Raw genomic sequence first — 13935 nt, forward strand, 5'->3', positions numbered from 1 at the left:
TCAAGTATCACGCTTTTAGGAATAGCCCGAAAGCTGTCCATGTTAAGTTGGTCTATATCAGAAAAAGCCTTCTCCTTTGGCCTATTGTACACTTGCCTGAACATCTCCTTTTGGAGTTGCTTTTTCTCTTCCTTCTCTTCCTTCTGTCTCTGAATCTGTCTCTGAATATCCCGTAATATAGCCATCCTTGGGATTCTTCTCTTTGTCATCATCCATCACTCCTTCGATCTACATCATTTTACTTTTCATTTCCCTCGCGAAATTCGTCCAGCGTTGGAAGGCTTCTTCTGTAGCTTCGTCCCTTTTGAACCGCAAGAATACGTCCCCGTGTTTGCCTCTTCCTACCGCTACAGGACGCAGGCCACAGTCTAAGAAGAATTGAGCCTGAACCAAGTTATAAACATACACATCCCCTCTGTTTTTAGTTCGGGTCATCGTTCATCACCTCATCTTTCCACTTTTTGTCCCTCCCCCTTATTATACAAATGAGGTTAATTTCATTAAGGGAGGAGGAGGAGGAGGAGGAGGAGGAGGAGGAAGGATAAAACCATATATAACATTATGAATTTGTGCTGACCCTCTACGCCAAGACAGGGGAGATCCGGGATTATTTGCACATCGAGGCCTCAGCCGACGGGGAAGCGTGGTCGAAAGTACCCTATACAGTGGAGTTGGTCTCCGACGCGGATACTGCTTGGCAAAAACTCGCAGTACAGGGCGTAATCCCCAGGGATCTCGGTGCCCAGTTCTTCCGAGTGTCCTTTGCCGGTGACGGCTTTGCCCCTGAAGACTTGCAGCTGGGCCATGTGTACTTGGCCGGTGTGGCCATTCCCGAAAGCCTGGAATTGCTTCCCTATTGATTAATACATCCGAAGGCCCATCGGGGTTGAGCCTCCTCGATGGGCCTTCGACACAGGCGATTCTAGACAGAGATACCATACCCTTGACTTCGGTCTAGGCCCGTGTTAAACTAGACTCGGGTATTCAAATAGTAGATATAGTATCCACTGTGTGGATAATGGTGGATAGGTAAAGGTTTGACGGAAAAGCAAAAGCACTTCCGATCAAAGGGTCGAGAAGAAAAAACAGGAGGCGCAAAGATGCGCCACAACAGGGAGGGTCAAGGGTGCGGCGACCTCTGGTACTGATGCTAATTTCATTAATACTCTGCATTTCTTGGACTGGGGAAATTGCCCTCATGGAAGAACCAATCACGAACAACGACAAACACAAACCCGGTTGGCGCCTTGTCTTTGAAGACGATTTCGACGGCGAGTACCTTGATCTCACAAAGTGGAACTACCTCAACGGACCGCGGCGGGACGGCTATTGGTCTTCCTCGGAAGTCTTCCTAGACGGTAACGGCCACCTGATCATTCAGGTGAGCGAACGGGACGGCCGGTATTACTCCGGTGCCATCAACACCCGGAACAAATTTGAACAGGCCTATGGTTATTACGAAATCCGTTGCCAGTTGCCGAAGGAAGAGGGTTTCTGGACTGCCTTTTGGCTGATGACCGACGGAGCTCACCTTGTGGGAAACGAAGGTCGGGACGGCACCGAGATTGATATCTACGAATCGCCCTATCCCCACGAAGACCGCATCCAACATGCTCTCCATTGGGACGGCTATGGCCCGGAACACAAAAGCGCAGGCCATGCGCCCTATATAAAAGACATCTACACTGGGTTCCACACCTTCGCCCTGGAATGGAACGAAGATGAGTACATCTTCTACGTAGACGGACGGGAAACCTGGCGTACCGCGGCCGGGGGTGTCTCCCAGGTACCTGCCTTTGTTAAGATCACCGCGGAAGTAGGAACGTGGGCTGGAGATATTCGCAAGGCTAACTTACCCGCACAATTGATCGTGGATTATGTACGGGTCTACGACCGGATCAGGGAAGTCACTATCGAGTCTCCAGTGGCGGGCAGTACAGTCTTAGCCGATGCGCCCGTTCGCCTTTCGGTGCAACCGGATGTGAAAGTAGCCCATCTAAAGGTCCTGCAAAACGACGTGGTCATCTATGAGGGGAAAGAGGTGCCTAAGGACCTGCGGCTTTCCGCTCCGCTGAAGGAAGACGATGAAGAACACCGCCTGATGGTCCTGGTCACCGATCAAAGCGGGCAAGTCTTTACCCAGGTGGCAGATTTCAAGGTTAGACGTACCCACATCCATCTGCCGGAAACGGGTACCCTCTACGTGCAAGGACTCCTAGAAGTCCCCGGGCAGGTGGGCCTCGCACCCCAGGAGAAACTGGAAAACTGCACCCTACTTCTTCATCCTGTTCGTGCCTTTGAAGAATCGGAACCCATTGTGCTCTATTCTGCCGAAACCTGGCCTGGGAGCTTCTCCCTAGACACCCTGGCCTTCGCGGACGGTGCCTATGACCTCATCCTTCAGGCCCGCACAACCCTGGGCAACCTTTCCGAAGCAGTACGCCGTTTGGTCATCCGTAACTGGGAACGGCTCGAGGAGAACTTTGAACCGCCAGGCAAATGGTTCGGTGGTACCTTCGATCGATTGAAGACCATAGAGCGTTCCGCCGGTTGGGAATTTCCCACGGACCAAGGGGATATCTTCTTCGGCGATACCACCCGTATCGCTTCCTCCGGGGTAGAAGGGGAGTTCCTGCTGTGGGAACATCCTAGGTTGAGGAGTTTCCGCTTGGTTGTCTATGCCCGGGATGAGGCGGTGGTAGCCGATATGGAACTTGCGGTCTCCGCCGATGGGGATCGGTGGCAGATGCTCGAACCAAAAGTGGAAAGCAAAGAACAGGGGGACCAAGGTTGGAGTAAGATCTCCCTCATGGGCGAAATCGACCCAGCTTACGAACACAACTATTTCCGCCTGGGACTGCCTGCGGCTATAGATAAAGAGCGATTACAGATAGGTTACCTGGAGCTATGGGGCGTAGCCTCCGGGGCCACAGAGAACTAGCGCTAGGTCCAGAGGAAGACCAAGGGGAGTCCCGTTGGAGTATCAAACAGAGGGGACGGGGAGAGGATTAGGGATCACTCCGTTCCCAGGTCCACTCTGCATTAAGTGGATGTGGATCCACATTTCGGATCAAGGATCCAAACTTGTGGGGAAAAGGGGAGGAATCGCAAGGGATGTGTCGAAGTAGTCCTGCAGAAGACCCGGAGAATTGCCGTTCTGTATCGTGGCGGAACTATTAACGCAGAAACCTATACAATTACCACCGCATCACATAGATAGGCAATTACCTTCTACAATTGAGTTGTTCAGAATCTTTTGATGTATAAGAAGAATCCCAAGACTATCCAGCCGCCAACCTTTCGGGGGCAACGTGAGAGTGATGCATACGCCGGTGCCACAGACCAAAATTTGCGCCCGCACATCCACTCTAGAGTGGGGATGTTAGGCCCCGCCAATGAAAAGTAGATAGCTAGAACAAATACAGAAAGGAAAATCCCGGCAGAAGTCCGGGAGAGTATAAGGAGGCTTAAATTAATGAAACTACATCATCTCCAAAGAACATCAGTCTTATTCATCCTACTGCTGGGACTTCTCTTTCCCTTTGGGGCCTTTGCTGCCGATGAGATCGAGATGACCATTTGGGTTAACAATTGGCAGTAGAAGGTGATTCAGGGGATTAGGGAAGTGGCAGAACTCTTTGCCGAGCGGCACCCCGAAGTCAAGAGTGTCAGCGTGGTGGAAGGGGACCAGAACTCCTTGGCCGAACGGTTGACTTTGCGGATCGTCTCCAATACAGCACCGGACTTAGTGGCCCTGCCGGCACCGGCAATTCAGTACGCGTTGGCTGGACTCCTGCAGCCCATTGATGAATTCATCGCCGCCAGCGACATCATTTCCCTCGCGGATTACCCACCGATGGTGGTGGAATCCTTCGCTGGCCACGACGGGCTGTATGCCCTGCCTTCTCTGGAAGTGGGACCAGGCCTGTGCCTCATCTACAACAAAGATCTTTTCGCCGAGGCCGGCGTGCCGGACCGGGGACCGGAGACCTTAGACGAATTGTACCAGATTCACCGGAAGATGACCGTACTCAGCCCTGAGGGGAATATCACCCAATTGGGCTTCCAGCCCCTAGATGCCATGGGTTCCGCCTATTTCCCCACCATCTGGGCCACCATCTTCGATTTTGAGTGGTTCGATGCGCAGACCAATACCGTGGATATATTCGCCTTTGAACCAGCGGTGGAATTCATCAAGGATATCTACGATACCCCCGGTTATGAGCTAATCATCGGAGCCGGGACCGGTGGCTGGGCCGGTGCCATGGCTAGCCAACGTCTGGCTATGCAAATCAACGGCTATTGGCTACCGGGAGAACTCAGTGGATTAGGGCAGGATCCCTCAAGGTACGGCTACACCTGGGTGCCGACCGTGAAGGGTGACAAAGCCACCGCGATCGCACCTTGGGGCTTCGGCATTCCCAGTGGTGCCCAACGGCCGGATCTGTCCTTTGCCCTGATGGAGTTCTTTGCCACTCCCGAAGCCGCCCAGATTATGTTTGATGCCTGTGGTTATCTCAACGGAAATATCGCGGCTATCCGCGAGCTGGATATCACCCAGCTGTCGGTGGTGGCGCCGATCGTAGCCATGTTGGACGAAGCAGATCGGATCAATGCTCCGCCGCCGGCACCTATGCTAGAGCAAATCCGGGCCCAAATGCGGAACGAACTGGTCAAGGTATGGCGGACCGAGGAACCGCCCAGTGTGGCCTTGGATAATCTCCAAAGGCTCGTCCAGCAGCAGATTGACGAAGCCCTGGCACCCAAGGAATAGTGGTTATAGCCCCAGTATCCTGCTATCCACAGCCAGGACTGGCTGTGGATAGCCTTCCCCGAAAAAGCCCCTGGGGGTTTGGCTTACTTCCCCACACAAGATCGACACCCACGACTTTCCCGAGGGTTTTCGTACCGCACTGGGAAGCTTTTCCCAGGGCAAAGAACCGGCCTGCACCGGTGATCCCTTCCAAGAGAATAACGACTTTGCTCCCCGTTAAATGGTAAACTTAGATTAAAGTAGTGTAGCGCGACAAACAGGGAGGTTGAGTGGATGCAATTGTGGTATGACAAACCCGCCGGGGAATGGAATGAAGCCCTGCCTTTAGGCAACGGACGGATCGGTGCTATGGTCTACGGCGGAATCACCAGGGAGGTCATCAAGCTCAATGAAGACACCCTTTGGTCCGGTGGTCCCCGGGACCACGACAATCCGGAAGCAAAGACCTACTTGCCCCGGGTGCGCGAACTCCTCTTGGGCGGACAGTACGAGGCAGCCCACGAAATGTGCAAACGCATGATGGGACCAAACACCGAAAGCTATCTTCCCGTTGGCACCCTGAAGTTGGAGCTGGCCCACGGCAATGAGGTTTCCCAGTATCGCCGCACCTTGGACCTTTCCACCGCGGTGGCGGGAGTGGAGTATCTTGCGGATGGTTGCCGTTACTCCCGCCAAGTTTTCGTCTCCTATCCGGCCCAGGTCCTCGTCCTGCATCTACAAACGGACAAACCAAGGAGGTTACATTTCACAGTAACCCTAGACAGTCCCTTGTACCACCGGCTCAACACTGTACCGCCCAGACTCCTTTTAGAGGGTCGGGCACCCAAGAGTAATCCCAACTACTATCCTTACGACCCCTCCAAAGGCCCTAGGGAAGGGGGCATGTTCTTTGCTGCCCATCTGGCTCTGTTGACGCCCGACGGGGAGCTAAGACCAGGAAATGCCTGTCTCCAGGTGAAAAACGCCACCGAAGCAACGATCTTGTTGAGTCTGGCCACCAGTTTCGCCGGTTTCGATGTGCCCCCGGACAAAACCAATCGGGATTCCAACCGTATTGCCGAGGATTACCTGCACAAAGCTATGGAAAAGCCTTGGTCGAAGCTCTTGGAGGAGCACGTCCAGGATTACCAGGAGCTGTTTACGCGGGTCAGTTTGCACCTAGGGCCGGGACGGGGAGAGAACCTGCCCACGGACCGCCGGATCCAGCAATGGGGGGCAGCGGATCCGGAGCTAGTAGCTCTGCTGTTTCAATATGGCCGATATCTCCTCATCAGTAGTTCCCGCCCCCAAACCCAACCGGCAAATCTGCAAGGCATCTGGAATGCATCCCTCCAGCCTCCTTGGAATAGTAATTATACGTTGAACATTAACACGCAGATGAACTACTGGCCTGCGGAAGTATGTAACCTGAGCGAATGTCATACACCCCTTTTTGACCTCATAGAGGAATTGGCAATCAGGGGAGCCCGCACCGCAAAGGTGAACTACGGTTGCCGGGGTTGGGTGGCCCACCATAATACCGACCTTTGGCGCCAGGCAGCACCGGTGGGGGACTGGGGGAAGGAGGATCCCGTCTGGGCCACCTGGCCTCTGGCTGCAGCCTGGCTGTGCCAGCATCTTTGGGAGCACTATCTGTTCACCTTAGACGAAGAGTTCCTAAGGGAACGGGCCTATCCCTTGATGAAAGGGGCAGCCCAGTTTTACCTGGATTGGTTAATCGAAGATGCCGATGGCCATTTGGTTACAGCCCCTTCCACCTCCCCAGAGCATAAGTTCTATACAGAATCGGGCCAGCTGGTGGCGGGAAGTGTTGCCACCACCATGGACCTTTGCCTGATCTGGCAGCTGTTTACCGACTGCCTCGCGGCCCAAAGGCTCTTGGCAGTAGATCCAGAGTTACAAAGGAAGCTAGAGGAAGCTAGAAACCGGCTTTATCCCCTACAGATCAACGACAAGGGAGAACTACAAGAATGGTTTCAGGACTTCCCACCCCAGGATCCCCAGCACCGACATCTATCCCACTTGGTGGGGGTCTATCCAGGCCGACAGATCACCGCCGAAACGCCCAGACTCTGGGAGGCAGCACGGAAGGCCCTGGAATCCCGGCAGGATTTGGGCACCGGCTGGAGCCTAGCCTGGAAGATCAACCTCTGGGCCCGATTCCACGACGGCCAACGGGCCCACCGTTTGGTTGAGCTTATTCTAACACCGGTGGCACACAGTCCCAACAGCAGTGGTGTTTATCCAAACTTGTTGGCCTCCCATCCGCCCTTCCAAATCGACGGCAACTTCGGATTTACCGCGGGCATTGCCGAAATGCTGTTACAGAGCCACGGGGGTAAGCTCTTTTTGTTGCCTGCACTACCGAACAGCTGGCCCCAGGGAAGGGTGACGGGTCTGGTAGCCCGGGGTGCCTTCGAGGTGGACATCGCCTGGAAGGGAACCACCCTGCGGGCCAAGATCCTCTCCCGCAAGGGGGGGACCTGCTGGGTTACCGCCAAGGTGCCCTTGAGACTTGCCCCCGGTCAAAGGGTGACAAACCTGGTGAGTGCCCAAGGGAGCTTACGTTTTGATACCAAGGCCGGAGAGGTCTATGAAATCGTCTCCCTTTAGTTACGGATATATATAGATAAGAAGGGTTCGGTTCTGGGGGAAGGAGCAACCTAAAGGAGCAACCCGAACCCTTAAGAAAGGATGGAATCAATGTATCTGGAATGCGGGTTAGTTATCGTTCTCATTAGTTTAATCCTTTACTTAATGGAAAGTAGGGCCCACGCCCAAGAAAGGGATCCTATGGGTGAAGAGGTGGTGACCATCCACCTGACACAGTGGGGCAGCCTGGCCGCCGAACGGGAAACCAAACTTTTTGCGGGCCCCAGTCGCAATCTACCCACCGGGGTGTACAAAAAGCCCGGCGAAGCCATCACCATCAACGTAAGTCCCACGGACCAAAAGGAGCTTCCCCGGGTGGTAATTTCGGATCCTATCCTGAAGGACTACCGCGATGGAAATGCGGAAGGGATGGTCCTGCAGCCGGGGGAAAACGTGCTGTCTATGCCCGAGGGAGGCGTGGTACACCTGATTAACGAAAGCCCGCCCACCGCCGAGCCCCCGGTGGTCACCATAGCCGGTGGTACGAAATTGGCCTGTTTCGTATTGGGCCGACATACCCTCGCCGACTGGCAGAGGATGCTGGCTCTGTACAGGGATGTCCCCGCCATCGAACTGGTCGGTAACCGAGTAATGATCACCGCCGGTTACGAGACCGCAAGGGACATCGATGATCCCATCCGCTTGTTACAGTATATTGACGAGGCCATCGCGGTACAAGACAAGGTGTCGGGACTTGATGCAGAAGACCCGGATCCCCGTCATCGTCCCTGTCCCTACCGGCAGCACATGCGGGAAAACAACTCCCCGGGCACCTATATGTATATGTACTACAATCACACCGGGTACAACTCCGCAGCGATGAAAACCATCCTCAACACCCAAAACTTTACCCAGGACGGGTGGGGACCCTGGCATGAGTTGGGGCATACCTATCAACAGCGGCCCTGGAAGTGGGATGTGGTGGGGGAAGTGACTGTCAACATCTACTCCCTCTTTGTACAACGACACTTCGGTAACCAAAGCCGGTTGGAGGCTGAAAACTACTACGACAAAGCCTTTGCCTATCTGCAACAACCCACCAAGGATTTCAATAAAATCGAAGACCATTTCGTGAAACTGGTGATGTTCTGGCAGTTGGCCCTCGCCTTTGGCGATGACTTCTACCCGCAGTTGCATCGGGTGTATCGGGAGATGCCCCCCTGGCAACATCCTACCAACGACCATGGCAAGATCCAAACCTTCATAATCATCAGTTCCCAGGTAGCCGGGGTAAATCTTAGTCCCTTCTTTGAGATGTGGGGACTCGCCCCAGACAAGGCCACCAAGGAACAAATCCACCACTTGCCGGTCCTTGCCCGGCCCCTTTGGAAGCTGCGGGATAGGAACGTCCAGGAATTCTAGAGTAGGGGGCCCCGCGCCCCCTAGCCAAAGGATCTCAAATAGATGTGTTTTACCCCAGCCGCTCTGGGGGTGTATTTACAACCAAAGGCGCATGACCACCGTGGGTCCACCCCCTACCAGCGGAATCCTCTAGCCTGAGCAACAGGTTTGTAGCGACCAGCTCCCCGGGTCTTGCTTTGTGAAAGGGAGATAAATCTCCTGTAATCCGGTTCTTTGGTGGTTTACCACAGCGAGCCTTCATTTTGATCAGAAATTCTCATTTTATCTCTTGCAGTCCAGGGGTAATTCTGTATAATTATTGATCGTAACCGGAGGATTCGGTTATGCCCAGGCAATTAGCTGCCAGGTCTTGGACAAGGCTATGGTAACCGGCTAAAAGTAGGGCAAAATATCACCTAGTAGGGGGGCGACAACGATAGCAAACAACGTTATTGTCCGCTTTGAGAATGTCACCAAGCAATATGACGATGATCCACCGGTGTTGGAGAACGTCAGCTTCGAGTTGGAGAAAGGTAAGTTCTACACATTGCTTGGTCCTTCCGGTTGTGGGAAGACCACAATCATCCGTCTAATTGCTGGATTCACCGAGCCCACCAAGGGGAGAATTTATCTCAATGGACAGGATATTCGGACAATTTCCCCAAGGCAACGCAAGGTGAATACTGTCTTCCAGGACTACGCTCTATTTCCCCATCTTGATGTCTTCGAAAATGTAGCCTTTGGTCTTAGGGTAAAGCGCATGAGCCGCGATGTCATTGCCCAAAAAGTGATGGAAGCTTTAAGGTTTGTGAACCTCGTGGGATTGGAGAACCGGGAGATCAGCGGTTTGTCCGGCGGACAAAAACAGCGGGTGGCCATTGCCCGGGCCATTGTCAATGAGCCGGAGGTGTTACTCCTGGACGAACCCTTGTCCGCCCTTGATTTGAAGCTGCGCAGCGAGATGCAGTATGAATTGAGGGAAATGCAACGGCGATTGGGTATCACCTTTGTCTTTGTCACCCATGATCAAGAGGAAGCACTGGCCATGTCCGACGAGATCTTCGTGTTGAACAATGGTCAGATCCAACAAAGCGGAACACCCATGGACATCTACGACGAACCCATCAACAGGTTCGTGGCCGACTTCATCGGAGAATCCAACATTGTCCCTGGGAAGATGATCAAAGACTACCTGGTGGAGTTTGTGGGACACCAATTCGACTGTGTGGACGGTGGTTTTAACCCCAACGAACCGGTGGAGATCGTAATCCGTCCCGAAGACCTGGATTTGACCACCCGGGAAGAGGGCAAGTTGAAAGTACGGGTAGATTCGGTGCTCTTCAGGGGTGTACACTGGGAGATTTGTTGCTACGATGAAGAAGGGAACGAATGGCTGGTCCATTCCACCAAGAAAGCCACAGTGGGAGATGAGATCGGTCTGAACTTCGAACCTGAGGATATACATGTGATGCGCATAGGGGAGACCGAGGAGGAGTTCGACCGCAGGATCGAGGAATATGGAGAGATGCGCCATGTATAAGCGGACCCGGAATATCTACTTGGTGCCCTATGTGCTGTGGATTGTGCTCTTTGTAGTGGTGCCCATCCTGTTGGTGGCCTACTACTCTTTTTTTGACATTGAAGGGAATTTTACCCTGGCGAATTATGCTCGGTTCTTTTCGCCGATTTACCTGAGCATGGCATTACGTTCCTTTTTCTATGCCTTGCTGATCACCTTGTTTTCGTTGTTGGTGGCCTACCCGACGGCCTACTTCCTCACCAAGGCGAAACATAAGCAGCTATGGTTGCTGTTGATCGTCTTGCCGTCGTGGATGAATTTGTTGCTGAAGACTTACGCTTTCATCGGATTGCTGGGAACCTACGGGCCCGTCAATGCCTTCCTGGAGGTGGTGGGGATAGGTGCGCGGCAGATCCTGTTTACGGATTTTAGCTTCATCTTTGTCGCGGTCTATATCTTCATCCCCTTTATGATCCTGCCCATCTTTGGGGCCTTGGAAGAGCTGAATCCCTCCCTGGTAGATGCGGCTTATGATCTGGGGGCTTCCCGCTGGACCACCTTTTGGCGGGTGGTGTTCCCCCTCACCCTCAGTGGGGTGGAGTCCGGGTGTCAGGCGGTATTCATTCCATCGTTGTCGCTGTTTATGATCACCCGGCTCATTGCGGGCAACCGGGTCATCACCCTGGGTACCGCTATTGAACAACATTTCCTCGTGACCCAGGATTGGGGTATGGGTTCGGCTTTGGCCATCGTATTGGTATTGATTATGGGGCTTACCATGGTCGTAACCACCGGCAGGAAAAGGATCATGCTCGGTCTTGCCACCATGGTAACTAACGGAAGAAAGAAGGTGAACGAAGATGCGTAAAGGATTCAGGTTTTCCACTATCTATTTGATCTGCGTATTTGTGATCCTTTATGCACCGATCCTCTACCTCGCGTATTACTCCTTCAACAGCGGGGGGACGATGTATCAGTTCGAAGAGTTCACCTTGGAATGGTACCAGGAGGTTTTTCAGGACACGCGGTTGATCGTCATCCTGCTCAACACCGTGGTCATTGCCTTGCTATCGGCGGCCATCTCCACCATCATCGGGGTGGCGGGTGCCCTGGCCATTCACAACGTCCGACGGAGCGGTCTTCGCAACGCTTTGTTGACCTTAAACAACGTGATGATCGTGAGCCCAGACGTGATCATCGGAGCCTCGTTCCTGATCCTGTTTGCCATCATCGGGCTACAACTGGGATTCACCTCGGTGCTCATCGCCCATATTGCCTTTAGTGTGCCCATCGTGGTGTTGATGGTTCTGCCGAAACTACAGGAGATGAGCCCCACCTTGATCGATGCCGCCTATGATCTAGGGGCCACCCGCCGGGATGTGCTGACCCGGGTGATCATTCCCTATATTACCCCAGGGATTATGGCGGGCTTCTTCATGGCGCTTACCTACTCCCTAGACGACTTTGCCGTGACCTTCTTCGTCACTGGCGCGGGCTTCTCCACCTTGTCCGTGGAGATCTATTCCATGGCCCGCCGAGGGATCTCTTTGACCATCAACGCCCTATCAACCCTGGTCTTCTTGGTCACCTTGGGCCTTGTGATCGGGTACTATATCATTAGTAAACAAGGGGCGAAGCCCAACAACCGGGTGGAGGTGAGCCGATGAAAAGGTTAGTGCAGCTTTTTGTAGCCGTCTTTGCGGCGGCGTTCCTGTTGATCTATATCACGGCGCGCTTAAACTCCCTGCAAGGGTATACCGGGGGAAATACCCTCACCATCTACAACTGGGGGGACTATATTGATCCTGACCTCATCACCCGGTTTGAAGAGGAGACAGGTATCAAGGTCATCTATGAGACCTTTGAGTCCAACGAGGCCATGTTCACGAAGGTCACCCACGGGGGCAACGCCTTCGATATTGCGGTACCGTCGGACTACACCATCACCAAGATGAGGTCTTTGGGGTTGCTGCATCCTTTGGATCACAGCAAACTGCCTAACTTACAGTATATCGATCCCCGGTTTTTAGACTTATCCTTTGATCCCGGGAACCAGTATTCCGTTCCCTATTTCTGGGGCACCGTGGGCATTGTGTACAATTCGAAGATGCTAGGGGGCAAGGTCATCGAAAGCTGGAACGATCTGTGGGATGAGGACCTACGTAACCAGATCCTCTTGGTGGACAGTGCCAGGGAGGTACTTGGCATGGCCCTAGACAGCCTCGGTTACTCCCTCAACGAGACCGACACCGCTCGCCTTTTGGAGGCCCAAAGTCGTCTCTTTGAACTGGTGCCCAACATCCGCGCCATCGTGGGGGACGAGATCAAGATGTTGTTGGTAAATGAGGAGGCAGCCATCGGTATCGTCTGGTCCGGTGATGCCCTCACCATCATAGAGGATAACCCCGATCTGGACTACGTGATCCCCGCAGAGGGCACCAACGTCTGGTTTGATAACATGGTGATTCCCACCACCGCCAGAAACATCGAAGCGGCCCACCAGTTCATCAACTTCATGCTGGATCCCGAGGTCGCGGCCCAAAATGCGGAATACGTGGGTTACGCCACCCCCAACCAAGGGGCCATGGAGCTATTGGACGAAGAACTGATCGAGGATGAAAGGTTCTATCCGGGACCGGACATCACCGATAAACTAGAGGTGTATGAAGATTTAGGGAAGAAGATGAACGCGTTTTACAACGAGCTCTTCCTTGAATTTAAGATGCACCGCAAGTAAAACATGGGGCTAGGGTGCTAGCCCAATAGCACCCTAGCCAATTCATTCTGCACTAGCACCGCGCCGTCTTTCACTACCCGCATGCTGTCCCCTGAGATCTCATCAATCAGAATGGGCTTGCCATCCACCCGCCCAAACTCGTACTTGATATCAATCAATTCCAGACCCTTTTGGGCGAGGTCCTCTTTGATCAATGCGGTAATCTTCTGGGCAGTGTCGTGCATATACTGAACCTCTTCTCGGGAGGCAATCCCCAGGGCCACCATGGTATCCACCGTGATCAGAGGGTCACCCCGTTCATCGTCCTTAATGGTAAACTCTACCAAGGAGGGTAGAGGAGTGCCTTGGGTGACGTATTTGGCATAACGCCGGACAAAACTACCCCAGGCCACCTCCCGGCAGATTACTTCCAACCCATAGGAGTCGGCCGCCCGCACAATCAGACTGTTTTCCTTTGGCCCCACCTCGACAAAATGGGTGGCGATCCCATCCTGCTTCAGGAGGTTGAAAAAGTACAAAGTGAGACGGTAGGAGGAATTCCCTTTTCCCGCCACTTCCCCGATCACTTCATTGCCGCCGGCATCCAACTGGCCCTCGGTGCCCGTGACCGCGTCCTTGAACACCAACAGGAGGTTACCGTCCTCCAAAGCATACACATCCTTTGTCTTTCCTCTGTATCTTACCTGCAACAAGACTCATCCCCTTAGTTTGGACTACATAGACTACGTGCATATTTTAACACAGGCCCCATAGGTCGCCAAGATTGTCCCCAGGAGAAAACCAAATGCGATTATGCCCACTAGACCGGTACATTCAAAAAAGTTCACAGGCTGGAACTATTCTAGAAGGATTTGCAAGATAGACGTCGAATAACTCATTAGACCATTGTTGACCGGTATAGTACATAGACCC

General features: G+C 53.4%; 10 protein-coding genes. 9 read left to right on the forward strand and 1 reads right to left on the reverse strand.

Annotated features, from left to right (window positions below; translation table 11 throughout):
- The first annotated feature begins 569 nt into the window (after nt 1-569).
- The 9 genes from GXX57_00335 (at nt 570) to GXX57_00375 (ending at nt 13023) form a co-directional block, all read left to right on the forward strand.
- Complete coding sequence (locus GXX57_00335) at nt 570-860, forward strand: hypothetical protein (protein HHV43101.1); 291 nt, start codon at nt 570-572, stop codon at nt 858-860.
- A 266-nt stretch (nt 861-1126) separates the two neighbouring features.
- Nucleotides 1127-2941, forward strand: a complete 1815-nt coding sequence (locus GXX57_00340; GenBank protein HHV43102.1) for a glycoside hydrolase family 16 protein — start codon at nt 1127-1129, stop codon at nt 2939-2941.
- A 663-nt stretch (nt 2942-3604) separates the two neighbouring features.
- Complete coding sequence (locus GXX57_00345) at nt 3605-4774, forward strand: extracellular solute-binding protein (GenBank protein HHV43103.1); 1170 nt, start codon at nt 3605-3607, stop codon at nt 4772-4774.
- A 273-nt stretch (nt 4775-5047) separates the two neighbouring features.
- Nucleotides 5048-7387, forward strand: coding sequence for a glycoside hydrolase family 95 protein (locus GXX57_00350; GenBank protein ID HHV43104.1), 2340 nt, complete (start codon nt 5048-5050; stop codon nt 7385-7387).
- A 90-nt stretch (nt 7388-7477) separates the two neighbouring features.
- A complete protein-coding gene (locus GXX57_00355) occupies nt 7478-8788 on the forward strand; it encodes a hypothetical protein (protein HHV43105.1) in 1311 nt (436 codons plus the stop codon).
- Between the two features lie 415 nt (nt 8789-9203).
- Nucleotides 9204-10307 carry an ABC transporter ATP-binding protein gene (locus GXX57_00360; GenBank protein ID HHV43106.1) on the forward strand — a complete coding sequence of 368 codons (1104 nt, stop codon included), beginning with the start codon at nt 9204-9206 and terminating at the stop codon, nt 10305-10307.
- Entirely contained in the window at nt 10300-11154 is an 855-nt protein-coding gene (locus tag GXX57_00365; GenBank protein ID HHV43107.1) for an ABC transporter permease, read from the forward strand. Before GXX57_00360 ends, GXX57_00365 begins: the two co-directional genes overlap by 8 nt.
- Nucleotides 11147-11953 (forward strand): ABC transporter permease, encoded by an 807-nt coding sequence (locus GXX57_00370; GenBank protein ID HHV43108.1) that lies wholly within the window; start codon nt 11147-11149, stop codon nt 11951-11953. Before GXX57_00365 ends, GXX57_00370 begins: the two co-directional genes overlap by 8 nt.
- Nucleotides 11950-13023: an ABC transporter substrate-binding protein gene (locus GXX57_00375; protein HHV43109.1), complete on the forward strand. Its 1074-nt coding sequence runs from the start codon at nt 11950-11952 to the stop codon at nt 13021-13023. The genes GXX57_00370 and GXX57_00375 overlap by 4 nt, the downstream gene beginning before the upstream one ends.
- A gap of 17 nt (nt 13024-13040) precedes the next feature.
- Here the strand turns inward: GXX57_00375 and GXX57_00380 are convergent, their stop codons facing one another.
- Complete coding sequence (locus tag GXX57_00380) at nt 13041-13712, reverse strand: phosphoribosylaminoimidazolesuccinocarboxamide synthase (GenBank protein ID HHV43110.1); 672 nt, start codon at nt 13710-13712, stop codon at nt 13041-13043.
- Nucleotides 13713-13935 lie beyond the last annotated feature (223 nt).

The organism is Bacillota bacterium (assembly GCA_012839765.1).
Classification (GTDB): Bacteria; Bacillota; Limnochordia; order DUMW01; family DUMW01; genus DUMW01.